The sequence below is a fragment of the Thermogutta hypogea genome (assembly GCF_055386265.1).
Map to the genome: position 1 here is coordinate 4,057,777 of NZ_AP042425.1, position 25,498 is coordinate 4,083,274.

At 63.5% G+C, this 25,498-nt stretch carries 21 protein-coding genes and 1 tRNA gene; 10 read left to right on the forward strand and 12 right to left on the reverse strand.

Annotation, left to right across the window (positions count from 1 at the left end; translation table 11 throughout):
• Positions 1-14: 14 nt before the first annotated feature.
• The 8 genes from ACZ5B4_RS14590 to ACZ5B4_RS14625 form a co-directional block, all read right to left on the reverse strand.
• Positions 15-1,634 (reverse strand): hypothetical protein, encoded by a 1,620-nt coding sequence (locus tag ACZ5B4_RS14590; RefSeq protein ID WP_464911963.1) that lies wholly within the window; start codon positions 1,632-1,634, stop codon positions 15-17.
• On the reverse strand, positions 1,624-3,027 hold the full coding sequence (locus ACZ5B4_RS14595; protein ID WP_464911964.1) for a PulJ/GspJ family protein: 1,404 nt from the start codon (positions 3,025-3,027) through the stop codon (positions 1,624-1,626). Before ACZ5B4_RS14595 ends, ACZ5B4_RS14590 begins: the two co-directional genes overlap by 11 nt.
• Entirely contained in the window at positions 3,024-3,548 is a 525-nt protein-coding gene (gene gspI / locus ACZ5B4_RS14600; protein ID WP_464911965.1) for a type II secretion system minor pseudopilin GspI, read from the reverse strand. The genes ACZ5B4_RS14595 and gspI overlap by 4 nt, the downstream gene beginning before the upstream one ends.
• A complete protein-coding gene (locus ACZ5B4_RS14605; protein WP_464911966.1) occupies positions 3,545-4,222 on the reverse strand; it encodes a pilus assembly FimT family protein in 678 nt (225 codons plus the stop codon). Before ACZ5B4_RS14605 ends, gspI begins: the two co-directional genes overlap by 4 nt.
• Positions 4,223-4,288: 66 nt before the next feature.
• Entirely contained in the window at positions 4,289-4,738 is a 450-nt protein-coding gene (gene gspG / locus ACZ5B4_RS14610; RefSeq protein ID WP_464911967.1) for a type II secretion system major pseudopilin GspG, read from the reverse strand.
• A 255-nt stretch (positions 4,739-4,993) separates the two neighbouring features.
• Positions 4,994-6,196 (reverse strand): type II secretion system F family protein, encoded by a 1,203-nt coding sequence (locus ACZ5B4_RS14615; RefSeq protein WP_464911968.1) that lies wholly within the window; start codon positions 6,194-6,196, stop codon positions 4,994-4,996.
• 138 nt (positions 6,197-6,334) lie between these two features.
• Positions 6,335-8,032 carry a GspE/PulE family protein gene (locus ACZ5B4_RS14620; protein WP_464911969.1) on the reverse strand — a complete coding sequence of 566 codons (1,698 nt, stop codon included), beginning with the start codon at positions 8,030-8,032 and terminating at the stop codon, positions 6,335-6,337.
• Positions 8,033-8,647: 615 nt separating this feature from the next.
• On the reverse strand, positions 8,648-9,385 hold the full coding sequence (locus tag ACZ5B4_RS14625) for a hypothetical protein (RefSeq protein WP_464911970.1): 738 nt from the start codon (positions 9,383-9,385) through the stop codon (positions 8,648-8,650).
• Positions 9,386-9,837: 452 nt separating this feature from the next.
• On the opposite strand from ACZ5B4_RS14625, the gene ACZ5B4_RS14630 reads away from it, so the two are divergent.
• On the forward strand, positions 9,838-11,040 hold the full coding sequence (locus tag ACZ5B4_RS14630; protein WP_464911971.1) for an EF-hand domain-containing protein: 1,203 nt from the start codon (positions 9,838-9,840) through the stop codon (positions 11,038-11,040).
• 173 nt (positions 11,041-11,213) lie between these two features.
• On the opposite strand, the gene ACZ5B4_RS14635 is transcribed toward ACZ5B4_RS14630, so the two are convergent.
• Both ACZ5B4_RS14635 and ACZ5B4_RS14640 read right to left on the reverse strand, forming a co-directional pair.
• Positions 11,214-11,639 (reverse strand): DNA polymerase ligase N-terminal domain-containing protein, encoded by a 426-nt coding sequence (locus tag ACZ5B4_RS14635; protein ID WP_464911972.1) that lies wholly within the window; start codon positions 11,637-11,639, stop codon positions 11,214-11,216.
• The gene (locus tag ACZ5B4_RS14640) at positions 11,636-14,479 is read right to left on the reverse strand and encodes a COG1361 family protein (RefSeq protein WP_464911973.1); all 2,844 of its coding nucleotides are present in this window, start codon (positions 14,477-14,479) and stop codon (positions 11,636-11,638) included. Before ACZ5B4_RS14640 ends, ACZ5B4_RS14635 begins: the two co-directional genes overlap by 4 nt.
• Before the next feature lie 576 nt (positions 14,480-15,055).
• On the opposite strand from ACZ5B4_RS14640, the gene ACZ5B4_RS14645 reads away from it, so the two are divergent.
• From ACZ5B4_RS14645 to ACZ5B4_RS14685, 9 genes are all read left to right on the forward strand, one after another.
• On the forward strand, positions 15,056-16,627 hold the full coding sequence (locus tag ACZ5B4_RS14645) for a hypothetical protein (protein ID WP_464911974.1): 1,572 nt from the start codon (positions 15,056-15,058) through the stop codon (positions 16,625-16,627).
• Between the two features lie 61 nt (positions 16,628-16,688).
• Entirely contained in the window at positions 16,689-17,417 is a 729-nt protein-coding gene (aat, locus tag ACZ5B4_RS14650; RefSeq protein WP_464911975.1) for a leucyl/phenylalanyl-tRNA--protein transferase, read from the forward strand.
• Between the two features lie 520 nt (positions 17,418-17,937).
• Positions 17,938-18,010, forward strand: a tRNA-Arg gene (locus ACZ5B4_RS14655).
• 544 nt (positions 18,011-18,554) lie between these two features.
• Entirely contained in the window at positions 18,555-19,658 is a 1,104-nt protein-coding gene (locus ACZ5B4_RS14660) for a glycoside hydrolase family 16 protein (protein WP_464911976.1), read from the forward strand.
• Positions 19,659-19,976: 318 nt separating this feature from the next.
• On the forward strand, positions 19,977-20,129 hold the full coding sequence (locus tag ACZ5B4_RS14665) for a hypothetical protein (RefSeq protein ID WP_464911977.1): 153 nt from the start codon (positions 19,977-19,979) through the stop codon (positions 20,127-20,129).
• A 4-nt stretch (positions 20,130-20,133) separates the two neighbouring features.
• Complete coding sequence (locus ACZ5B4_RS14670) at positions 20,134-20,316, forward strand: hypothetical protein (RefSeq protein WP_464914033.1); 183 nt, start codon at positions 20,134-20,136, stop codon at positions 20,314-20,316.
• Positions 20,317-20,398: 82 nt separating this feature from the next.
• Positions 20,399-21,115, forward strand: coding sequence for a hypothetical protein (locus ACZ5B4_RS14675; RefSeq protein ID WP_464911978.1), 717 nt, complete (start codon positions 20,399-20,401; stop codon positions 21,113-21,115).
• Positions 21,116-21,217: 102 nt separating this feature from the next.
• Positions 21,218-21,433: a protein-arginine deiminase family protein gene (locus ACZ5B4_RS14680; RefSeq protein WP_464911979.1), complete on the forward strand. Its 216-nt coding sequence runs from the start codon at positions 21,218-21,220 to the stop codon at positions 21,431-21,433.
• Positions 21,423-22,823 carry a hypothetical protein gene (locus ACZ5B4_RS14685; protein ID WP_464911980.1) on the forward strand — a complete coding sequence of 467 codons (1,401 nt, stop codon included), beginning with the start codon at positions 21,423-21,425 and terminating at the stop codon, positions 22,821-22,823. Before ACZ5B4_RS14680 ends, ACZ5B4_RS14685 begins: the two co-directional genes overlap by 11 nt.
• Before the next feature lie 245 nt (positions 22,824-23,068).
• Here ACZ5B4_RS14685 and ACZ5B4_RS14690 read toward each other — a convergent pair whose 3' ends face one another.
• Together ACZ5B4_RS14690 and ACZ5B4_RS14695 are read right to left on the reverse strand one after the other, a co-directional pair.
• Complete coding sequence (locus ACZ5B4_RS14690) at positions 23,069-25,117, reverse strand: alpha-galactosidase (protein WP_464911981.1); 2,049 nt, start codon at positions 25,115-25,117, stop codon at positions 23,069-23,071.
• Positions 25,114-25,473 (reverse strand): hypothetical protein, encoded by a 360-nt coding sequence (locus ACZ5B4_RS14695; RefSeq protein ID WP_464911982.1) that lies wholly within the window; start codon positions 25,471-25,473, stop codon positions 25,114-25,116. The genes ACZ5B4_RS14690 and ACZ5B4_RS14695 overlap by 4 nt, the downstream gene beginning before the upstream one ends.
• Positions 25,474-25,498: the final 25 nt, after the last annotated feature.

The following is a 25,498-nucleotide window of genomic DNA, read 5'->3' on the forward strand; positions in this document are numbered from 1 at the left end:
GCGTCGAACGCCTCTCAAAAGCCGGGCAAGCCGAGCGCGGACGTCGCCGCCCCGGTCAAGACGTCGGCGTCGAAACCGCGGCCCAACTGGCTCATATCTCTCCAGAATAATACGCGGGCCGGGCGGACGGTAGCGTCAATCGTCACTTCGTGGCGCACGGCCGGAATTCCATCCCCTAAATACCCCACCACCTGCGCCTTGAACACGCTGCCCCCGCAGGTGACGAACGGCATCAGGGCCTTCATCTCCTCCAGCGTTACCACGCCGTCGGCCAACAGCCAGGTTTCGTAGCGATACTGATCGTCGTCCAGGTTGATGGGATCGCCGGGGCGAAAGTCGATGATCGCGTCCGCGGCGGACGGATCGAGCCCCGGGATCCCGTACAGAATGGAAGGCGGCGCCAAATTGATGTTGATCCGGCCGGGAATCACCTTGCTGGAGGTCGCGGTCAGATTGGCCATGATCAGCGGCAGCGCCACCCGCAGCAGCCCCGGCTCCGACGTGGACCAAATCGGGCCGAGGACCACCGGTTCTTCCACGCCGTCGAGTTGCATGCGGACGCGGGCGTCGATCAAGTCCAACACGGTGCTGAAGGTGGCGCGGGACGGCCGGGAGAAATCAGGCAACGCCCCCTCTCCCAGCGGTTGCGATTCTTCCGTGCCGTCGTAGGGGCCGTTCTGCCGGTACCCCACGATGAACGTCGCCACCTCCGGTCCGAAATCGGCCTCCAACTCGTCGTACAGGGCTTCCAGATCGTCCTGGTTGATATCGATTTTGGCGGAGCCGTCCGGGCGGACGTTCAGCTCCATGCTGTACAAGGTCAAATAGGCGGCCCAACCGCGATAGGCCGTGGCGTCGCTCACTCCCAGCGCCGAGAGCGAATCCGGCACCGTCTCCCCCGGATCGACGAGGCCGTTGCGATTGCGGTCGGCGCCGAAGAGCAGATCGGGCGTCACGCCGCGGACCAGGAGCAGTTCCTCGACCGTTTCCAGCGGTCCGTTCTTCGGGGCATAGGCCGGACTGAGCGAGGCATAGTAATCCACTTCCGCCCCGAATTCCCGCGGTTCGTCGTCGGCGTCGATCCAGTCCATGATGGCGTCGGCCACGTCCTCGGTCATGCCGGGCAGGCCCATCAATAGCTGCCGGCCGCCGTTTTCGACATATTGGTCGGCCAACAGCAGGCTGTTCAGATTCAACTTGCCGGATTCGTTTTCCAAGCCGTATCGCACGCCCGAGCTGCCGGCGTAACCGTCGTCGGCCGGCGCAATCACCGAAAAATAAGCGGTATTGCGGGGATCGATCTCTTCGAGGACGGGCACGCCGGCGAACCAGCCGGGGTTGTCGAACCAGCCGCCGCTTGCGATCATCTCATCTTCGTCCAGGGAGACGAGCAGCCGGGCGACCTCCGCGCCGGAGGCGGCCGCGGCGCGGACTTGGGACAGCCGACCATAGATTTCCGTCCCCTCCCGCTCCGCCAGCATCAGTTCGGCGAACGTCAAGGCTCCCAACGCCAACAAGGCCACGGTGACCAGGACGACCAAAAGGATCATGCCGCCGCGCGCGGGCGGGGAACCGGCGCGGGACACATGCCGATGGGCGACCGCCTGCGCTCGGGGCCTGAGGTCATCGCTCATTGCCGCCGCCTCCTCCTCCGCCGGGCGGTGGACCGCCGAAACCGCCTCCCCCGAACCCTCCGCCGGGAAGAGCGGGGGGCGGTCCGCCTTGGCCGGGCCCGCCGCCGGGCTGCCCGCCGAATCCGCCGCGACCGCCGTCGCCGCCCGAGGGACGATCCCCGCGATCACCGCCCGGGCCGCCGTCCGACCCTTGGCCGGGTCTGCCGCGACCCGAACCGCCGCCGTCCGACCCTTCGCCCGGCCTGCCGCCGCGACCAGGACCGCCGCCGCCCTGGGGCGAGTCGTCGATCACCTCATCCTGCTCGGGTTCCTCTTCTTCCTCTCCGCCCATTCCGCCCTGGGACTCGCCGGTACTGCCGGCGCCGCCCGTCGCCCCCAATTGGCCGGTCACATGCGCCGCCGGCAAATACACGACCGTGCGATACATCCGCAGATCCCCCGTGTCGGTGGACGACCCGGCAGCGCTCGTACCCGTCCAGACGGCAGTGTTACGCCGAGATTCGGCGGGGCGGAGGTACAAGCGGATTTCAACCGCCGTCGGCAGCGTACCCTGAAGGTCCGAATCCCAAGAGTCCGTCCAACTCGAACCGTCGAAGTACGCGAACTCCACCGCCTCGACCTCCGGAGCGATGGGCTGAAGCGTATTGTCGATCTGATCCAATTCCCCGGTCTCGGCGAGATAGGCCGTGACCGCCCGATCCAACTCCCGGCGGACCAGTCCGCCTTGCTGCTCAAAAGCGGTGACGCCCGGCGTGCTCGCAATCGTGTAACCGGAAGCCTCCGCCGGATCGAGGATGAAGTAGGTTACGGTTTTGACGTCGCTGACGCGATCGATCAGCATCCCATCGGCGGAGAGGAAGATCTCCGACTGCAACTGATCGGGTCGCGGCAGGCGGCTGACGTCCACCTGGATCCAATCAATTTCTCCGTACAGGCCGGGCACGCTTTGCGGTAGCGAACCGGAGGCGGCATCCTGCCCCATATCGGAGAGCGAATCGCCGCCGTCGGAAAAGAGCATCGAGGCGTCCAACCCCGCCGCCGAGGCCGCATCCGCCAGATCGCTTTGGCTGGTCCGCGTCACCAAGCCGGGGATCAATTGGGCGAAATTGACGGGATCGTAAGGGACCGCCCCGCGGATATCCTGCGCCATACGTTCCAGCACGGCCCGGGCGAGCTGCGCCTCGGCCAGCCGGGACTTGGCGGATTCCACCGCCCGATAGTGGAAGACCGTCGCCGCTCCCATCGCCGCCAGCACCAAAGTCACTAACGCCAGCGACAAGATCACTTCCAGGAGCGTGAACCCCCGGGCGCGACGCGGCCGTCCCGGCGAGGCTTTGCGAGCCGCCGGGGCGCGATGAGGCGAAGCGATGCGGATTCCCACTCGGCGGTTCACGGTTGCGTACCTCCCGTCCCCTCTTCGCCGGACGATCCGCCGGAAGGCGACGATGACGACGAACCGCCGGATGATGCGCTCTCGCCGGGTTGAACGAAGGGGTATTCCGGATCGATCAACCACTGCACCAGCCGAGCTTCCGCGGGCCGAGCGATTTGCGCGGCGTCTTGCCGCACCAGGACCTCCACCCGCAGCAAGCCGTCCAGGTCCGTCGCCGAAACGTCCACGGCATACAACCAGTCCGGTTCCACGCCGTCCACCACATCCTCGAGCGGGGTTTCGCTCGTCGATTCCAGGGGGAGCGAGCCGGCGATCAATTCGGCCATCAGGCCGTCGCACAGCATTTGGGCGGTGCCGCGGTCGCGGGCCGACCGGGCATTGGAGTGGGCGGTCAGGACCAATTGCGAAACGGCGGCCAGCGATAGCAGCAAAATGGCCATCGCCAAAATGACTTCCAACAGCGTGAATCCGGCGGACGTATGCCGGCCGCGGTGACCGGCGATAACTCGGCGCGACCTCATGGCGGACCTCCGGCGGAAGAAGAGGGAAAGTCGGCCCCGGTGCCCGTCGTCACCACCCCCGTGGGATAGGCATCGCCGACCAAGACGGCCCCGGTCAACCCGCGGAGCGAGACGTCGATCGCCCGGCCGTATTCGTTGCGCAGCGTGACGACCGCCGAGGTGGCCGTCCCGTCCGGGAAGAAGAGGATCGTCCAACTCCCTTGCGTCCCGAAGCCGTCGGCGGCGAGACCGCTCTCGGCGAAATCGGCGGAGGATAACTCATCGGCCAAGACGTTGCCGTCGTGGACCACGATCTTATCCGGCAGTTCGCCTCGGATGACGCTCGCGGTGTTGCCGGCGCCGCTCGTCCCGCCGAAGCTCGCCGTCAAGGTGGCATCTTGGGAAGCGTCGTTGTACGGCTCCACGGTGTAGACGCCGCTCTCTTGCGAGCAACGGAAGGCGTAGGTTACGCCGCGGGACATGGCCCGATTGCGGGCCCGCAACCACTCCGCCCGAAGCTGATCGGCGGCCGTTTCCAACCGCTGCGAGGCCATCGGCCGCATCACCGTGATGTAGGCCATGCTGCCCAGCACGCACATCAGCGTCAACACCAGGATGATTTCCAATAGCGTCAGCGCCCGGCGGCGGAGCCGGCTCTTTCGCCGCAATCGCTGGTTCGGTATCGGCCGACGCATGGGAATCGCCGCATCGAGCGGGAAGGAGGCAAGGAAAGGCCGAGATCGCAAACCGCTCCCGCGAGCCTAGCCGGCCCAACTGGTCACGTCATCCTCCGTGCCGTCCACGCCGTCGGGACCGAAAGACCAGATATCGGGGAAGCCTTCGGGATCGTTTTGACCCGGGTACATGTATTGGTATTCATTCCCCCAAGGGTCGAGGGGCACGAATTGGCTGTCCAAGTACGGGCCGTCCCACTTGCTGGGATCGGGCAGGTCGGCCGGCGATTGGATCAGGGCGTCCAGCGACGCCGGATACTGGTTGGTGTCGAGGTAATACCGCTGGATCGGGGCCTTGAAAGCCTTGATTTGGGCACGCGCGGCGTTGATGTACGCGCGCCGTTGGATCGGGCCGTAGGCCATCACCGCCATGGACGCGATGATCAGCAGGATCACCAGCACCAACAACACTTCGATCAAGGTCACGCCGCGACGTGAGCGGCGACGGTTCGACCTGTTCGTTTCAGCGTTACCCATGAAAGGAACTCCTCTCTCCCTTGCTAGCGATGCCATTCCCTCCGAGGTTTCCGCGGCGGCGCGACCGTGCGATCGTGGGCCGTGCGCCGGACCTGTCGCAAATGCCGCGCGCCGGTCCCGCAAAACCTCGTCCTCCCTTAGTGTAAACCCCAATCGCGGGAAATTGTCCCGATTTGCGTCGCCCCGGCGATTTCCCATGCGGGAGCGGCGGCGAGGACCTCCTGCTGCGACGGCGAGGCGATCCGGATTCGGCGCTCAAATCGTGGTGCTCATCTTGAGGACGGGCAGCAGCAGGGCGATGACCACCACCAGAACGATTCCGGCGATGATCAACAGCATGATCGGCTCCAGCAGTCGCACGCCCAATTCCAATTGCCGCCACGTTCGCCGTTCCAGGGCGTCGGCGATTTGAACCAGTACGGTTTCCAAGGTATTCGCTTCCTCCGCCACGGAGATCATCTCGATGACCATGGGCGGAAAGAGCTTGCAGGCGGCCAGGGGAGCGGCCAAGGACTGCCCGGCCGAAATGTTCTCCGTCGCCTTTTGCACCGCGTCGCTGAGGACGCGATTGCCGGTGGCCTGGCCCGCGATCTCCAAGGACCGCAGGATCGGCACGCCGTTTTGCAGGAGGGTGCCCAAGATGCGGCAAAACCGCGCCACGGCGAAGCTGAGGAAGATGTTGCCCGCCACCGGCACGCGGAGAATATACCGATCCCATATCCGCCGGCCGGTTTCGGTCTTGAGCCATCCGCGGACCGCCCAAACGGTCAGTCCGATCAAGAGCAGGATCCACAGTCCCCAGTTTTGGAGGAAATCGCTGGCGGCCAGCAATCCCTCGGTGAGGGCGGGCAGTTCATTGCGTTGCCGCAGGCTCTCGAACAGCGTTTGGAATCGCGGGACGAGAAAGACCAGCAATCCGCTGACCACCACCGTGCCGATCAGAAACAGCAGCACGGGATAGGCCATGGCGCCCATCACCCGTTTCCGCAGATCTTCGCTGGCATCGGTGAAGGCGGCCACGCGGACCAGGGCATCCTCCAGAAAGCCGCCCTCGCCGCCGGCGCGGATCATGCTGACGGCCATCTCGCCGAAGCAGCCGGGGAATCGGGCGACGGCATCGGCCAGGGACGCCCCGTCCTCCACCCGCCGCGCCACCTCGCCCAAGACCTCCTTCAGCGCCGGGTGCGAAACCTGACCGCGAATCACCTGGATCGCGCGGAGGAGCGGCACGCCGCTCCGCAAGAGGTCGGCCAATTGGCCGTAGGTCACGGCCATCAGTTGGGCGGGCACGCGCCGCCGCCGCAGGGCCGCCGCATCCGTCGCTTCGCCGCGGACCTCCAAGGGGAACAGGTCGCGCGCGGAGACGGCCGCCACCGCCTCGCGTTGCGTCGCGGCCGCAACCGTGCCGGTGATCTTTTTTCCGCTGGCATCGACGGCGACGTAACTGAACTCCGGCATGAGCTGATGCTATTCCTCGGGGCGTGGCGTAACGGGCCGGCCGGCGGGCGGCCGCGGATGGCGCCGGGCGGCGGTCATGCGGCGTTCGCGCGGCAGGAACCCCTCCGGTCTACGTCCGGCGAACGCATGCGCGGGGCGTCAGTGTTCCTCGGCCCGGGTCACACGCTCGATTTCCTCGATTGTAGTTCGGCCGGCGAAGACTTTCCGCCATGCGTCCTGCCGCAGCGTGATCATGCCTTCGGCCACGGCGGCCTGGCGGATGGCCCAACTGCTGGCCCGATCGTGCGACAACTGGCGGATGCGCTCGGTGGTTACGAGAAGTTCGAAGATCCCCACCCGGCCGCGATACCCCACCTGCCGGCATGCCCGGCAGCCCTTCGCCCGGTACAACGTCACCCCCTTTTCCAACCGGTCCCGGGGGAAATCGCGAGGCAGTTCGGCGGGATCCGGCTCGTACGGCTCCTTGCACTCGGGGCACAAGGTCCGCACCAGCCGTTGGGCCATGACGGCCTCCACCGTGCTGGAGACCAGAAACGGCTCCAGACCCATGTCGATCAAACGCGTGTAGGCCCCCGCCGCGTCGTTGGTGTGCAGCGTGCTGAACACCAAGTGACCGGTCAACGAGGCCTGGATGGCGTTTTCCGCCGTCTCCAGATCGCGGATTTCGCCCACCAGGATGACGTCCGGGTCGTGGCGCAGGATGCTCCGCAGCGAAGCGGCGAACGTCAACCCGATCTTGGGATGGACCTGAATCTGGTTGATGCCTTCCAATTGGTATTCCACCGGGTCTTCGGTGGTGATGATCTTCGTCTGCTCGTCGCGAATTTCGAGCAGGGCGCTGTACAGGGTGGTCGTTTTACCGGACCCCGTCGGCCCCGTCACCAAGAGGATCCCGTGCGGGAGCTTGATCAGGTCTTGGAAGACGGCATAGATGTCGTCCTCCATGCCGAGCTTGCGGAGGTTGAACTCCATCGCTCCCTTATCGAGCAAACGGAGGACGATGCCCTCGCCGTGGATCATGGGGATGACGGAGACGCGGACGTCCACCTCCCGCCCGGCCACGCGAAGCTGGATGCGGCCGTCCTGCGGCAATCGCCGTTCCGCGATGTTCAGGCGCGCCATGATCTTCAGACGGCTGATGATCGCCGCCTGGAAGCGGTTGATTTCCGGGGGGACGGGCTGGGCGTGCAGCACGCCGTCGATGCGGTAGCGGATCTTCAGGCCGGACGGCTGCGACTCGATATGCACGTCGCTCGCCCGCAGGTCGATGGCCTCCAGCAAGATCTCGTTGACTAGACGCACGACGGACGGCTCTTGGGCCAATTGCGAAAGCTCGGAGCCGTCGGCCTCGATGCCGTCGATCAATTCCACCGAGTCATCGTCATCGCTCTGGGCGATCAGTTCGTCGATGGTCTCGCCGCCCACGCCCAAGTGCGTCTTGATGAGCTTGCTGATCTCCGCCTGACTGGCCAAGACCGGCGTCACGGTCTTGCCGATGGCGGTGGAAAGCTCGTCCAGCGGATAGAGGTTGAAGGGATCGCTGGTGGCGACGATCAATCGGCCGTTCTCTTGGCGGATGGGAAAGAGGTTCTCGCGATAGACGAACTTGAGGGGGAAGCTGTTCAGCAAGGCCGGATCGATTTTCACGTCGTGCAGATCGACGTAGGGAATGCCCAGCTCTTCCCCAAGCGCGCGGAGGGCCTCCTCCTCCGAAACCAAGCCCAGACCCACGGCCGCTTGGTCCAATCGCTTCCCTTCGCCCTGGTTGCGGCGTGCCACCTGCAACTGCTGGGCGGTTAAAAGACCTTTTCTGAGCAAGATTTCACCGGCTTCCATGGGCCACCAATCACCAAGGCGCCGCCGCGCCGTATTACCAGGGGTCCGATCTTGGGGCAAACAGGCGAGACCCAACCCGCCGCTCATGCTCCCAACTTACCGAACCGCTGTTCCCTTCCCGGACCTATTCTATTCCATACCCGTAATTATTCGTTGCGCACCTCGGGAAATCCGTGATAGTGCATTTTTTCAAGAGTTCTTTCCGAATGGGATATCCTTTTCAACCAAACGGGGGTGTTGCGTCGTGCCCACTGCCTTATTACACCGGATCGAGCACCGTCGGTTTCGAACCGCAACAGGTCTCGGTACCCGCAAGGTGGGGATCCGGGAGCAACCCGGGAGCAACTATGATAGTCCCGGGGTCTCACGTCTTTCGGAACGATGACTCAGCAATGCGAGGAATTCCACTCTTATTAGGGAAAATAACCCAGCCTGGCGAGTAGTTTGCGGACCATTTGTACGCACTTCGTCGGGGACTTAGCCGAGATATCGGCTCCGCTCGCAATGCAGTCCCGTACTGCGTGGTCGGCTACTCACCCGCCAAGCTGGGGGTCGATGATCGGGCGGCGAAGCCCGGGGTTTAGGGGGCGGAAATCCGCTTACCCGACCGCGGGATCACGCGTCCCGATTGCCGCGCCGACCGGCGGGCCGATCACCACCGGGGGCCGCGCCCGGACGGCGGGGGAACATATCCTCCGGGGCAAGCTCGAACTTCTCGCCCTTCATCTTGTTCCACTTGGCCTTCTGGTCGTCCGTCAGGACCTGGAGGGCGGCCTCTTCCATCTTCTGCCGCAGCTCCTGGAACCGTTCCCGCATGGCGCCGGGGTCGCGCGGGCCTTGCCCGTCCTGCGGCCTCATGCTCTGCATCACTTCGCGACCGACGTCACGCAGCTTCTGGACCTGCTCCTCGCTCAGGCCGAGTTCCTTCTGGACCTCGGGATCCATCAGGGCCTGAACGCCGGCCACTTGCAAGCGGATTTCCTTGAGCCGGGCGACCTGATGAGGCAGGAGGGCGTCCTCGATCTTCTTTTGAGCTTCCTGCTGTAGTTCGCGCATCTTTTCGAAGTTGGCCTGGCGATCACCGCCCTGGCCCTGACCGAACAACTCGCGCATCTTCTCGCGGTTGGCAGTGACGATCTTCTCGATCTCGGCCTTCTGGTCGTCGGTCAGCTCGATCTCCTTTTGGACCTTTTCGATTTGCAAGAGCTGGCTCCAGCCCATGCCGCCGCCGCCCATCATGCCGAACCCGCCGGGTCCGCGACCGCCGGGGCCTCCCGGGGGCTGGGCCAACGCCGCTCCCGCCGTCAGGCCGACCGTCAACAGCACCGCCAAAGCCAAATTCGTGACTCTCATCGACATACCTCCGACTCTCACCGAACCTCCGAACGAAGAACCACTCAAGCGTCGCGGAGGGCGCGCGAGGCTATCCGCCGCGAACACGGAGACGCACCTTAGCTTCTCCAAGGCAATTAACGCCCCGCCGAGCGAAAAGTTCCGCAACGGCCCGTATCGGTCCGCAGCGTTGCCGAAAGAATCGGGCACCCGCGCTTGGGCCGGGAGCTACCGCGGGAAGCCCCCTCCATGTTGTAAACACGTCCCCCCCGAAACACAGCCCCTGCCATGGTTGTTAATTACTATGGATAGAGCGTTTCGATCCGGCGCGGAACGCGGTGAGGCGAGAAGAGCGGTCGGAATCGAAACAGCAGTCGGAATCGAAACGCGGCGAGGCGCACCATCGCTTCGGCCGAAATCGCGGCCGGCTGGAGTAGCCGGAGTAGGGAGTGTTCCTGGGGAGAAATCGGGCAATGCTTTTTTCGCGACCAGCGGCTTGGACGGATGAGATGGTTACGGTGATCTACCGCGTGTTTTGCGCAACGTTGGTAGCGGCCGTGCTCGGCGCGGCGTGGTCCGGGACCACGGCCTGGGCCCAGCCGCCTTGGATGGGCGGGGGCTTCGGGGGTCCGCCCGGCGGGTTCGGCGGCCCTCCTCCGATGGATGGCGGCTTCCGGGGTGATTTCCGCGGCCGGGATTTTCGCGGTGAAGAGTCTTCAGCCGAGGAACGCGCCGAACGCTACGTCGGGTTCATGAGCCGGCTGGACGAGAATCAAGACGGCTTCGTTTCCAAGGAGGAAATCCAAAACTCCCGATTCGCCCAATATATCATTCCGCGGCTGAGCGAAAGGACGGGCAAGGACGTTTCCAACGGTTTCCGCATCTCCGAAGTTCGCGAGGGACTGATTAAGTACTATCGCGACCAGGAGCAGGGAGGCTCGGGGCAATCGTCTTCGTCGGGACAGTCGTCGTCCGGGAGCGCGAGCAATAGTAGTCCGCCGCCGGAGGTCAAGATCTTGAAGCTCGGCCCGGCGGGGACCGTCCCCGGCTTCGGCATATCGAGTTCTGCCGCGGGACCCCGGCCGCAAGGCTTCGGTGCTCCCGCCGCTGCGGCGACTTCCACCTCGGCTTCGCAACCGGCTTCCCAAGCGACTTCTTCCTCGGATCGCCCGGAAGAGCGGCGGGAAGAGCCCTCGCCTCCGCCGCCGCCGATCGACGAGCGGATTGCCCGATTCGCCGACAGCCTGATGCAGCGCTACGACGAAAACAAGAACGGCGTGCTGGAGAAAGAGGAATGGTCCAAGATGCGCGGCGATTGGGCGCCCGCGGACCAGGACGGCGACGGCAAGATTTCTAAGGAGGAGCTTTCCCGCCGGTTGGCGGAGATGAACGGGGGCCAGCAGCAATCCCGCGGCGGAGACAGCCGACCGGACGCGTCAAGCTCGGCGACCGCCTCCCCGGTCTCGACGAAAAAATACCGTTTCACTTCGCCCTACGACCGCCTGCCCGACGGTCTTCCCTCGTGGTTCCGCGAACGCGACAAGGACCGCGACGGCCAAGTGCTGATGGCTGAATTCGCCGATCGCTGGACGGAGGCCACGTATCGGGAATTCGCCAAGTACGACCTGAACGGCGACGGCGTGATTACGCCCGAGGAATGCCTCAAGGCGAAGTGACGGCGGCAGCTTGCGGACTCGCATCCCAGCGCTCGGCGTCGCGCGTCTTCACGGCGTGTCGGCTTCCCACGTCGCCCGGGGCAATCCCACGTTGTTTTTCCGCGAAATCCAAGGATCGGAAGCCGTCGGCGCAAGCCGGCGGCGGAGGTTCGCTCGGCGTGCATCGTCGAGAATCAACCGGGCAAATCCGCCGATGCCGGGAGGTAGCGGCAGCTCCATGCTTCCGGCCCGGCTTCGCAGCGGGTGAGGCGAACGACGCCGTGCCACCGCCGCCCGCGGACGGAAAGCTCCAGGAACCCTTCGCGCCGCCGGAGGATGCGGTACTCGCCTCGGTCCCAGCGGGTGACCGTCCCGCGGTTGCCGGAGATCGGCCCCTCGTATTCCAGGTAGACGCGGCGGTGATCGGGGAGTTTTTCGGCGGGGATTTCGCCCGGTTCATCGGGGGACCGAACGATGGCCCAGGCGGCCAGCAACCCGGCCGTCTCCAACAGCAGGTCCCAATGCAATCCGCGAGGGGCGTCGTGTTTTAGGATCACGTACCGCGGCAAGGCCGGTTTCTCTCGTTTCTTCGCCTCGCGGTTTTGCCGCGGGGCGGTCATCCTCCCGGTTTGATGATCGTCGTCTTGCGGACGGCGGTGATCGGTTCCGGCAATGCGTCGGCCGACAACTCGGCCAGGATCTCGACCTCGCCCGCCGCAAGCGTGGTGAGCGCCAGGTCGTAGTCGCGACTTTCGCCCGGGGGTAATTCCGTCAGCGGCGAAAAGCGGACCCGTCCGGAGGCGAGCGGTTCCGCCGCGGTAGGTCCGGAAGTCCCCTCGGGGTTCCATTGCAGCTCGGCCGGCAATCGGACGGTCAGCAGCAGGTTTCGAGCCGCTTGGTTTCCCTCGTTGGTGACGCGCAGGGTCACGACTTTGCTCTTGCCCTGTGCGATGGGTTCGTAGCGATCGATGATGCGCAGGGAGAGCTTCGGGGCGGTGGGGCGTTCGCGAATGGTGGCGGCGCCGGGGGCCGCCGGCTGCACGGGCACGCAGGCGCTCGATTGGGCCAGGGTCCCGGCCGTGCCCGTCAACTTCGCCCGACAACAGGCGTTGGCGGCGCTGGCCACGGCCTTCAACTCGACTTGCCGCCGAACGGTTTGGCCCGGGGCGAGTTCCGCCAGCGACCACACGATCGATTCGCCCTCTACCTGTTGCCCGGCGCTCGCCCGAACCGGCTCGAAAGCGACGTCGAAATCGCAGATCAAACGGACCTGGGAGAGTGCGGTCGTGCCGCGGTGCGTGACCTCCATGGTGAAGACGCCCAATCCGCCCAGCTCCAGGCGAGAGGGGCCGGTAATGCGCAGTTCCACGGGCGAAGCGGCGGATGGGGTCTCCGGACCGGCGCCGCCCGAATCGCCCGCTCCCGTGCCCGCGGCAGGCGCGCCGCCGGGAAGAGTGCCGCTCGTTCCCGCGCCGAACGGCGGTTGCGGCAGTCCGGGCGAGCTTCCCCCCGATGTACCGCCGCCCGTCCCAATGCCCGCGTTCGGGGACGCGGTCGGCGGCGGCGTGATCGTCGTTCCGGTTCCGGTCGGGGCGGGCGGTAAGGCTACGCCGGGCGCTCCGCCGGAGGGCGTTGGCGTTGGCGGCGGCGCGGCCGGAGCGGTAATGCCGGGCATCGTGGTCGAAGGCGGCGTCCCAGCGTACGGCAAGCTCGGCGCCGGTGTCGCGGTACCGGAACCGGTCCCGGGCGCGGGGCTGGAAAGGCTGTTGCCGCCGGGCGCCGTCGCCCCTCCGCCCGGCGTCGTTGCCGTACCCGCCGCCGTGGCTTGGAGGCAGGCCTGCTGCGACGCGGCAATCCCGCCCGGTCCCGTGATTTGAACGGTGTGGCACCATCGGCCGGGTTGAACGACGCGGAAGGTGACGCCGATCGACTTCGTTTCGCCGGGGAGAATGGCGCCGGGAAAATCTCTCTCCACGGCGCCTTGGCTTACGCTGTGCTGCAGCCCGACATCGAACGTGTCGCGGACCAGCAGTCCGCTCACCGCCGCCTGACCGCGATTGGTGATGTCGATGATGAAGTTGACGTCCTGGCCTACCACGGCCTGATCCGGCCCGCGGATTTGGATCGTCACTTGCGGCGCTCCCACGGTGACGGCGGCGCAGTGTCGGGCCGTGACCCCGCCCGACCCTTGAGCCGCCGCGCAGATCGAGTAGCTCCCCGCCGCGGCGATATCCACGCCCAGGTCGAAATACCGCGTTTCACCGCTGTTGAGGCGGCCCACCTGCCACGAGACGGTATTCCCCGACACGCTCGGCGCCGGATTGCCGGAGCGATAGGTCACTCCCGCCGGCAATGTGACGTTCACGCTTACCGCGTCGGCCGGCAGACTGCCGGAGTTGTTCGCCTCGATCCGGAACGATTGAGCGCCGGGCGCGGCCGTGCTCGGTCCGGATACGCGGACGTTGAGTTGCGCGCCGGACCAGGTCACGATCGCAGTGCCGCTGCCGACGGTCAACTGTCGGCCGGATGCCCCCGGGGCGTCGCCGGGCCGAACGATCTGCACGGCGATGCGGGTGACTCCGGTGGAGGGCTGGATCTGATAGATTTCCGCCGCGGCCTGGCCTGCTGAGTCCACGGCGACTTCGGCGGTGCCGGAATTGTCGGCGGAGAAGGCCGCGGCCGCGCCGTCCAGAATCTCATACCGGACCTTCCAACCCGAACACGGGCTGCCGTCCCGCTGCCGCGTGACCGTGGTGACCAGTTTGTGGCGCGATCCGGCCGGGACGATCGCCGGAGCGGGCAAGATCCACTGGGCGTCCACCCAATGGATGGTCGCCGTCTGAATGCGTCGATCCCAGCCGTACACGCAAGGCACGTACACATTGATTAGGGACGTGCCTTCCACGGCGCTGGTGACGCTGACCCATGCCTGGCCGGGGCGGATCAGGACGTCGTCGGTGGGCGTCACCGTCCCCCGGGTCAAGCGTAGATAATTGCGCGTGGTGCTGGTGATGACGAAGCGGTCGGTGACCTTCCGCGGCCGGGTGAAATCGCCCACCAAATAGTCCATGATTCCGGCGCGATTGAAATCGACGAAATAGCCCACCCCCGTCTCCGCCAACGTCCATTCCACCCGTTTGTTGGTGACCATGTATTGGTCTTGGCCGCGGACCCCGGCCACCAGAATCACCTCGGTTCCCACCGAGGCGGCGGTTTCGATGGGCGTGAGGGAGAACTCGCTGCAATCGCCGGGACCGATGCGGGCAGGGACCTCGACGTACGGCCCGGCCGGCTCCCCGGTCTGCGGTACGAGAATCCGCTGCCCGGACGGATCGATGTTGCTGGGCGGCAGCGTGCAACCCGACGCCAAGAGCCACAACGCGGCCAGAGCGCAAAGCGACCGCCCCGGACAGATGCGATCGGCCCGGCGGCGAAGGGCGTGTTGTGTCGGTCGGGTCATACGATCAATGGCGTCCGTCCTCTTGGAGAGGGTCGTGCTCGAAGGGCAGCGGGGCCGGCCCTGCCAAGTTCACCGGCCGGCACCGATTCGGAGGCCGCTCGAAGCGTTCGGCAACCCGGCGCCGGTTCATAGCGATCCCCCTCTCTAAGGCTTCCATCGTATGCCTGCGGTGGATTGTTTGAGTTGCGTCGCAGCCAAACGCCATAAACGGAACGAGAGTCGGCCGAGCTTGCAGCATGATAAGCTGTTGCCGGTTTTTTCCAAAGATCGATTTGGGGGAATTGGCGCGATTGGGCAAGGCATCCGTCGCGGCGTCGCCCAACCCGCATGAGGCGTCCGCCCCCGCCGCCTGGTCACGGGGGGGCACCGATGTAAGCCGGCGACGCATCGTGAGTAGCGCCGAAACACCGCCGACAGCCCCCGGCGTATTACTGCCGGCGGGCCGTCCCCAGCCGCTTGGGCCGATTGCAATTCGCTCTCGCCGAGGACACAATGTCGCTTGACTGAGGGGATCATCGGCCGGGCAGGGACCGTCCGCCGAAGGGGAAAACGCACTCTTAATTGGGAGGGAATGTCATGGACTCGCGCCATCCGTTGCCGACGGGGAAGATCTTGACGCATTGTTGCCCTTGCGGTCACGACCACGGTTCAGCGCATGCCGCCGAGGGGGTTGATCGGCGGGTGTTTTTGGGCGGCATGAGCGGCGCGGCTTTGGGCATCGCGGCGCTCGGCGGGCTGAGCTGGGCGAGCGGGTCGCAGTCCGCCGAATTGCCCGCCGCCCCGCCCCGCAAGGCGCTGCGAGTGAAACCCGTCTTCCTCTATCAATTGTACAAGAAGGCCCCGCAAACCAGTTGGCGACCCTGGGGCGGTGTGCAGACCGAGGACGACGTCCAGGCCGAGATCGCGCGGATCAACGGCGAGTTGCAGGCCTTACAGTCCAAAGCCGACTTCCCCCTGGAAATCGCCCCTCTGACCGCCACGCGCAACGCCGGCGAATTGGCCGCCATGCCCGACGTGCAGCAGGCCGACGTCCTCTTGGTCTATGCCTGCGACGGCGACCTCAACCAGATCGCGGCCCTGAAGAAAGACACCGTCTTCTTCCTCCGGCACAAATCGGGGCCGGTGTACCTGTACTACGAGATCATCAGCCCGCGGTTCCTCCGGCAGCATTCCGACGAGCTGAAGGTGCCGGGCATGGACAACGACGACGTGGTCGTGGACGACTACGACGAGGTCCTGTGGCGGTTGCGGGCATTGTGCGGCCTGAAGAATACCCGCAACGCGCGGATCATCGCCGTGGGAGGATCCGGAGGTTGGGCCCAACCCAGCCAAGTCATCACCGATCTGGTGAAGAAGGTTTGGGGCTTGGAAATCCTCGAGGTCACCTATCCGGATCTGAGGAAGATGATCGAGGATGCCCGGGCCGACGCCGCCGCCGTCGCCTTGGCCGAAAAACGCACCGAAGAGTACCTCCGCGACCCCAACGTCAGCATGGAGACGGATCGTGCCTTCCTCTGCAACGCATACCTCCTGGAGCACGTCTTCCGCAAGATCATGCAACAGGCCGATTGCCGGATGATCACGGTCATGCACTGCATGGGCACCATCATGCCGGTGGCGGAGACCTCGGCCTGCATGGCCTTGAGCACCCTCAACGATGACGGCTACCTGGCCTTCTGCGAATCCGACTTTGTGGTGATTCCCTCGGGCATCCTGATGGCCTCGATCTCGGGCAAGCCGCCGTTCCTCAATGATCCCACCTATCCGCATCACGGGCTCATCACGCTGGCGCACTGCACGGCTCCGCGCAAGATGAACGGCCGGGACCCCGAGCCGGTCCGCGTGATGACGCACTTCGAGTCGGACTACGGGGCCGCACCCAAGGTCGAGATGAGCAACGGTACGGTGGTGACGAACATCCTGCCCGATTTCCAATCGCGGCGTTGGGTCGGCCTGCTGGGCGAAATCGTGGCGCACCCGCTGCTGCCCATCTGCCGCTCGCAGATCGATATCGCCTTCAAGTGCGATAGCAAGCTGCTCGCGGATCGAATGCCGGGCTTCCACTGGATGACCGTCTACGGCGATTACCTGAAAGAGGCGGCTTACGCGGCCAAACGCGTGGGAATCCAGCTCGAAATCCTGGGTTGAACAGCGACGCAAGAGCGAGGGCGGCGGAGCCGTACGGAACCCCGTTTCCGATCCATGCACCATGCCAAGACGCGGCGAATCCCAGCACGGAGCGCAACTGCCGCCTTCGCGTTTTTTTCCTCCCGCCGAGACGGCCACGCGTGAGGGCGTGGTAGCCGTGGGCGGTGACCTCCGTCCCGAGATCCTGCTGGATGCCTATGCCCACGGCATCTTCCCCTGGCCGATCGACGCGGCATCGCCGATCGTCTGGGCTTCGCCCGATCCTCGCGGCGTGTTCGAACTCGACCGCATCCACGTTCCTCGGCGCTTGCTGCGACTGCTGCGGCAAGGCCGATTCCAAGTCACCTGCGATCGCGACTTCCCGGCGGTGATGCGCGGCTGCGCTTCGGCCGGTGATCGTGCGGCCGGAACTTGGATCACCCCGGCCATGATACGGGCATACATCCGGCTGCACCGCCTGGGCTTCGCCCATAGCGTGGAGGTCTGGGACGCCGCGCAGTTGGTGGGCGGCGTGTACGGCGTGGCGCTGGCCGGCTTGTTCGCCGCCGAGTCGATGTTCTACACCCGCTCCCAAGCCTCCAAGGTCGGCCTGCTACACTTGCTGTATCACTTGCAAGCCCGGGGCTACCGCCTGGTCGATATCCAGATGGTGACGCCCGTGACACAGGCCCTGGGCGCCTCCGAGATATCACGCTCGGAGTACCTGCGAAGACTCGCCGTGGCATTGCACTGTCCCGTCGAGTTCGGCACGGAATTGGATCTTGCCTCAGCCCCGTGGCGCCGCGCGTAGTCGGTGGCCGACGATGCTTGGTTGACAGGGAGCGGCGGTCGCGTCCACGATCGAGCACGGCCCGCCGGCGGAGCGCAAATGGTCCCGTGCGCGGCCCTTGCAGGGATGTACGCACTCGTGCCCTCCCCGCCGGCCATGCCGAATGGTGATATGTTCCGGCGCCCGGTGATGCGGGTTGCGTACCGCGTCGCCGGCAGGCGTGCGCCGGTGGTGATGCCGGTCCCGCAGGTCAGCCGCCGGTGGAAGGGCCGCACCGCGAGGAAGGCGTGGGCGATCGTGGTCGCTTTTCCCTTTTCAGCCCAGATGTTAGAATCGCGGGTGGGGTGGATTGTCGCTTAACGTGCCCGGTGGGCGAAGGGCCGGCGCATGTTCGACAGGGAAGACCCGGCTGTTCGGCCCGAATTGCCGGAGGGAACATTCGGCGGCGAGGAGGGAGAGCCGATCCTCGGACGCGTCGCGTGGACGTGGCCGGCCGGGCGCCTTGCCCGCGGCGATACCAACTTCCCCGGCCGTGTTGTGCGCGCCTGTAGCTCAGGGGATAGAGCGGCGGTTTCCTAAACCGTAGGTCGCAGGTTCGAATCCTGCCAGGCGTACCTTTCCACACCCACCGCAAACCCCGCTCCCCGGGTTTTAGAGCCTGTCCGAGCCGCGACAAATCCCCATTCCGACCCGCGATCTGTTCATGTTCCAACCCGCGACGGATTGATACGCCGAGCCGCGACCGTCAGGAAGCGGCGTTTCTTCGACGCGACGCAAGGCCGTAGCCGCACGACCGCCCGCTCGGAGCCCGTCGTTGAGTTCCGCAGCAAGAGCTGGATGTTGAAATACTGTAAAACACCGGAGTAAATTCGGTCGTCTCCGGGTACGGCCCGATTCGCGAGTTGGCCATTCCGCGGCTGCCGCATCACGTTATCCAATGCGGGAATCCTCGGCGGCAGACGTTTTTCTGATACGCGGAACTCCCGGATTTCCGAGCACACGGGCGAACGGGCTATCCCTCGAGCAGCGTTCCGTTTGTGGAGCGTTCGGAGCGAATAACCGGCCGCGTCCTCTGCCCGCGAAGACCGGACCGCTTGCCCAAATGACTCAAACGGCCATAAGCTGTTCTTGTCCCCGGAATCGGTAACAAGGCCCTGGATGATGATGAAAATGCAACGACGCAAATTCTTAAAAGCTTCACTCGTTTCCGGTTGTGGGTTCAGCCTTATAGCTGCGGCGCGGAACCGGAATTGTGATATATCGGGTCCAGAAAGAGACCTAGCGGGTGCCGGTCCTGCCGGACAATTGAATCAGGGAAATCCACGCATCGAGGTGCCCGAGGGATGGAGTTTATACTGGAACGATGAGTTTGATGGATCAACAGTTGATGCCAGTAAATGGCAGATTTCACACGGTGGGCGTTGGTTATCGGAAAACGCTTTTATCAGTGAGGGCGCCCTTCATTTGCGTGCTTGCATGACAAGCCCGGCGAATAACCATCGGTACGGAGCCGAGGTGAGAACAGGGAAACAACCTGACATGGGACTTTTCTCCATCACTCCGCCTGCGCGTATCGAAATCCGCTTCCGACCGATGATGAAACCCGGTTGCTTCATTGCGATCTGGCTGATGCAAGCCGTCTTTAATAGGGCTATATATGGCGATTACGGTAAACAGATATGGAAGGAGTTTGATTTTTTGGAATGTTCCGGCGGTGAGAACACCCTTAACAATAATAGCATTCAGATACTGGCCCACATGACCGTACATAGCTGGCAGGCTGACTTTCCATGGACTGGTAGTAAATCGAGTCAGCAGAAGAATATCAAGGCCATGATTGACGTGGGTAATCCGGTAAAATGGCAGGAGGGAAGGGTTGACTGGGATAATGAAAGTCTACCGGGAGAGACTAAGGAGTTGAGGTATTACTGGAGGGAAAGCGGTGCTGCAAGCTGGGGCACACCGTATTTTACCATACGGCCTGATCAATTCACCGATGTAGCGTTTACGAAAAAAGGTCTGCCGCCTGTAACCCGGGGACAGATACTCAGTGCAGTATGGAATGAGCCGATGCATATTGTGTTATGGAACCATGTGCGCCAAAACGGTGATTGGCTGGCGGAGGAAGCAATATCAGGTAAACCGCCGTCCGTGGCGGATTTCCCAGTAGATGTACCCATAGATTATGTCAGGGTATTCATTCCAAAAGGAGACCCGCGTCTGCCGACCGCGGGGAATACCGGGGATGGTATGCGTGATTGAATCGGGCGTCGGGGACTTATGTAGACCGTTGTCGGAATTGAACTTGGCCGACCGATTGCCCTCACCGGGCTCGCCGACGCTCGCCAGCCTGCCCCAAGGGGTGAGTGCGAATCACGGTCTTCCACCCCTCGCACGGCATTGCAGCCATCATTGTGATTGACACCCGCACGGCGGACCTGGTTCAATTGCTGTTGACGGACCACCTAAACACCATGCCGGATATCGCCAAGTACGACCCGCAGACGGGGAGCACGACCGTGGTCAACCACCTGGTCTACGACGCTTTCGGCCGCGTCACCCCGATGGCGAGCCGCCGGCGTGAGCCGGCGGTGGATTCTCTGCTTCTCATCACGCGCCCGGCCGTTCGACCAAGATACTCAGCTCCAAAACAACCTCCACCGCTGGTACGACCCGGCGGTCGGCCGCCGGCTGAGCGAGGCCCAATCGGTTTTGCTGGAGGGGCTACCATGATTACATCTCCGGGAAGAATATCGTTGCGTTCCAAGGTACCGACGCTACGAGCTTTACGGACTGGTATAATAACTTCCGTCAAGCGCTAGGGCACTCGTCGGAACAATACGAGACGGCAGTGTTAATCGGTCGATATCTGCACCCAAGACCGAAAATCTTCTCCCTCGGCTACTTCGACACTGGGTGAACTCCAGAAACGATTTGGGGCCTGCCGACGTTGAGACACTGTTGGTTGTCCTTTGCGCCAGGGCAGAAAGGAGCCGCATCCAATGTTGCGTTTTCGGTTCATCGGTTCCTTAGCAGGTTTCGCGGCGATCGTCGCCATCGTCGTCAGCTACCATGCAATGAGCTTTGCGCAACAAGCTACGTGGGATAAGGAAAAAGTCTTGTGTGAGCAAGACCTGCACGGCGGACGCAGGGCGGTGTTGTGCGCCCGTCCGTGCCCCCTTGAAGCCTATGAAGTCGCACCTGTTTCCCGGCGGGTGACCGTCGCCGGCCTTTTCTTGTGGCTTAGCATTCGGGAGAAGAGTTCCGGAGAGATGCATCACTTATGGAGAGAATGGATCACGGACGCAGAGGCCGAATCCGGAGTAGGCCCGTTTGCTTTGTTAGAAAAGGACGCAACCACTCTCGCCTTCGCGTATGTAAATAGACGGAGCATGAGTATCCGTGTCTGGGAAATCAACACCGCTCGGAGGGTTCCTGTCGACCCGCAGTCGGCACTGACATACGCAAAGAGTATTGTGCGAGTCGCACCGTTTTGTAACACTCCCACAAATATTCCGGTTTGCCGACTGTTGAGCAAGCCGAGCGATGCGATTGGACACCCCCAGCGACTTCGAATCGTATGGAAAGACAACGGCTGGTGGGTGCACCTTGAGGCCGATGACATGCACTTCGTGTTCCGACGTTCACAGTCCGACGTTGAATGGAAGGTCGTTGCGCAAAATAGCCCCAGCGAGGAAATCGCTCCTAAGCCTCAATAAGGGCGGCCGGAATCCGGCGGGCGGAGCTTTTCTGGGATTACGGGCGATGAGCCCGTGGTATCCTGGTGTGTTGCCGCTTGCCAATAATGTGGTCAACTCGTTGTGGACGGTGATACGTTGTTTGTCGCACACGTCCATGGCCCGACCGTTAGCCAAGACTGGTTCAATGACTATGTTTACGCGGCTGCTGGTGTGGTTGGGTGTACGAACGTGCTGTCATGCGAGGAACGCACCTATCACAACGGCGAGGGCTCGATTCACTGCGGCACGAACGTGCTGCGACAGGTTCCGTCTGAAAGGTGGTGGGATGAACTCTGAGGAACGAATCTCATTGGCCGATCTTGCCGTTAGCTGCTATCCGAAACTGCTTGCCGTCTCAATGTTGCTAGTGTTGGGGAGCTACCGAGAGGGGCTGTGTCAAAATGTAGCAGATCAACAGCAGGTACCGGACATGGCAGGAATCGCGGACGTCCGGCGCGAGACGTCGCGCTGCACCAAACCGGGGTCTGGGGTTGGTGACAATACAAGCGAAGTGCAGGTGGACACAGAAGCGAAAGAGAACGCGACCATGCCTTTAGAGTCCGATTGGTATCACCAGCTTCGGCAAGAATATTTTGCCCGCAGGATGGCCGCCGGAAAAGACGCGGCAGGGTCGAGAGCAAACGGTACGAAAAACATTACCAAGGAGAAGCTTCTCGAACGTGTGAGGAAACTGGAGGAGGAAGCCGCCAAGATCTCCGTCTCGAATGGCTTCCGGCGTTTTTGGCTACAGGTGCGTCTTGGTGAGCTGCTGGAAGACGTGGCAAACGCAGATTGTGAACGGCGGATTCTTGAGGATGTTTTGCGCCAGGTAATAGTGGGTCAACAGCGGGTGTCCAAGGAAGCTTCAGCCTTATTGGCCGGCTTGGCTTTCCAAATCCTTCTCCGCATTCATCCGGAACTGTGTGCTCGAGGGGGCACTGGATATGGAGAAATCGTCGATCCATCATGGTGGCGTTTGTTGGAAGCAGGCGAAGCAGCTCTGATGGAGTACGAGACTCATTGGGCACGATGGGATAAGCGCGCGGTCGCGCTTCTGGCTATCGATAGCTACCAGGACGAACGTGCACGGCACTTCCTTATGGAGCTGGCCTCTACCATCCCCGATGATCCAGGCGTCGAGCGTACCAAGATGCAGGTTTGGCAGTTGTTGCTCAATTACAAAGGTGCAAGTGCATTGACCGCACTTGCTGAAAAGGCGTTACCAGGAGCACTCGAGAAATCCTGCGGCAGGGCCGCGATGATGGAATTCACTGGCAATGATATTCGCCCGCTGTCTCGCGCGTGTTGGCTGCAGGAACTTCGATACATCCAGTCATTGGACGAGGGCTGTCGCGATCGCTACCTAACGATTCGAAGACGGCTGTTTGTGGCGGACGCCCTGGCGCCCCGTCAGGCCCGACCCGCACCTGCCGCGCGCCCTCGTGTCCTGACTTATGATTGGCAAGACGGGGATGAGCGGTTTCTCCCGCACCTTCTTGATTCCGGCAGGCCGTTCGCAATTGTGATCGTCGAAGCACCAATCTCGGAAGCCGGCTTGGCCTGGTTGAAAGAGCAGGCCGAATCCGGCCCGTGGTCCGAGCGTGTAAAGGCGGAGATTCGCCGGGGATTAGAACTGCGCGATAAACGGCAGAAGGCGATCCGGTACCAAGACGATACGCACCGTTGAGGGAATAGGACCACGGTCGAAGTCAAAAGCCGCGCCTGGGCAAATGCTTGCTTGCGTTGAGGCGGCCCGTTCAGGGCGAATGCCAAGACGGCGACTTGTGATCATTTTTAGGAAACAGGCGCGGTGGTATTGCAAGTGACAAGGCGGGACGCGAAGTCGCGGCGAGGCCTTCTTTTCCTGGGGTGCTGCAAAGGCCGACCTGCCGCGCGGGGGCCCCTTAACGGCCTGGCACCCCTCGCCGTTGCCTACGGGGTAGGCGATCTTTCGAAGGGAACGGCCCATTCGACCTGGGCGTTCTGGAACTGGATTTCCTGAACCCAGAGGTTCTCGTCGATTTTGACCAAATTGCGCAGACCTCGCAGGCCGGGGGAGTTCGTTAGCGGCCGGTAGCCGTCGGGAAGGTAGAGGTAAGCCTTGCCTTCCAGTCCGGGTGCCCGCTCGTAGGTGCCGGACAAAGTCAGTTGTTTTTCGTCCCATGCCAGATGCTTGATCTCATGGTATCCGCCGAGCAGGTGCATGTTGGTGGCAATCACTTGCGGCTGTTTCGGCTTGGGATGGATGAGGAGGATTCTGGCCGTGCCCGGAGCCAGGGTTAAGGTCACGCGGTCCTTGTGCGCGCCGAGGTACTTCTCTTCCCAAAACTCGAACACCACGACCTCCGTTCCGCTTGGAAGTCCCAATGCGGAGAACTCCACCGTCCTTTCCTGGGGTTGGTTCTCGAAATTGAACAGCCTTACCGCGTCCCACCGGCCGGCCTCGTTCTTGCAGTTCATGTGCCAGAGCGAAGGATTGGCTCGGTCGAACAGATCCAGCGGCCGGCTCAACGGGTTGCCCGGCGGCAGGCATTGCTGCATCATGCGGATGCGGGCGGGTTGCAAGAGCCGAAAATCATCGCTGAAAGAAATGCTGCACCCGCCGAGCGTCATCAGCGACATTTTGAAGCGGGCCTCTTCCACGTCGGCCTTCATTCCCACGCTCATGTCACAAATCTCGCGGCGATAGAGCCGGCCGTCGGCCCAGTAACTCGCCGCCAGCAGGGCGGCGTTCTGACGCTCCAGGTCCAACCAGTTTTCAAGCCCGGCATCGCCGGTGTCGGGCCCGATGTAGGAACTGTCGGCTAGTCCGACGTTGCTGAGCAAGGGCGTGTTACAGTATCGGATCCAGGCGTTCGGTCCCGCACCCCGGCGAATCGCCTGCATGGCCCGGAGCAGCGACGGCGAGCCGGCAATGAAATCGATCTTGTAATAGCTGACCCCTTCGGCCGAGAGCCGCGCAAAGGTGTCTGCAATCCACTGCTCCGCAGCCGGATGAGAGGCGTCGATCAGGGCCATCTCCGGATTGGGCGCCCAGTACCAGCGCCCGATGGAGGCCGGCTCGCCTGCGGCATTCTTCATCAACCACTCCGGATGATCACGGAACGTTTGACTCGTAAGGGCCACGTTCGTGGGGGCGATCCAGAGGCCCAGCTTCATGCCGTAGCGCGTCTTTAGTTGCTCGGAAAGCCACTTCAGACCGTGAGGAAATCGCTCGTTGGGAATCCAGTCGCCGCAGATGTCGCCGCGCTGCCAGCCGTGGTCCAATTGGATCACGTCCAGTCCCAACGGCTTGAAGTGCTTGGCGGCGATCGCGGCGTGGGCCAGCACGATCTCCTCGTTAATTCCCATGCGGATCGGATACCAACTGCACCAGAGGGCATTGGCCCCGGTTCGGACGGGCATGGGAGACATCGCCGCCACCGCGTCACCGTACCGCTCGAGGGCCTCGAATCGGTTCTCTTCAACCGAGAGCCACGCGGGATCCAAGGCAATCGTCCGGCCGTCGGCCAAGCGACTGCCGAGCCGCAACGTGACCCCCAGCGAGGTACCCCCGACGCCGGTTCGGAACCGGGCGTGAACATACGGCGAACCCATTTGGGCCGACAGAGAGCCGACGGCCATTGCCCCGGCCGACTCGCGCTGGGTGAGGGCCAGCACGCCGTCGCTGCCGTATTGCTTCTCCGCTTCGGCCCCCGATTCCTCGTCCGGGGCGGGGCGGCAAGGGCTCGAAGTTCCCGAGTAGCCCACCGTCGCCGGCGCCCGCATCAGGCCTGCCAGGTGCCACCAGCCGCGGTCTTGCTCGGAAAGATCGATCATCTTCACCGTGGCCGGTGTCACGTCGCGGCCCGTTCGGTTGGTCAACACGGCCGAGACGACGATGGCCGGCTTGCCGTCGTACAACCGGATGCGACGCTCGATCTCGATCCCTTTGCCCCAGCGCTGGCGCATCTCCAGTCCGCTGCCGATGGCGTCGGTCACCGGGACGACTTCGGCCTTCGCGGCCTGCGGCCTGAGCGTCTGATCGCCGGCCTCCACGGCGAGTCGAACACCAGCAGGAAGGCGACCAACTCCGCATCGAGCGGCACGGCGTCGCCGGTCATGGCCCGGTCGAAATCGATCGTGTGGAGAACTTCGTTGGCGAGCAGCTCTGAGCCATTTTGTCGCTGCAAAGAATTGACATATCGCAGGAGATTGGTCACTGAGTGCGCACGACCGAGTCCGCCCGACAGGGAATCCATGATGCCCGCTCGCTCAGGATAGCGGCGATGAGCTGCTTCGACTTCGAGACCATCGAAACCAGGCGTTGTGAAATGGGTTATATCTTCAAGAAACATGATGTCACGACATCAGGTTCCGGGC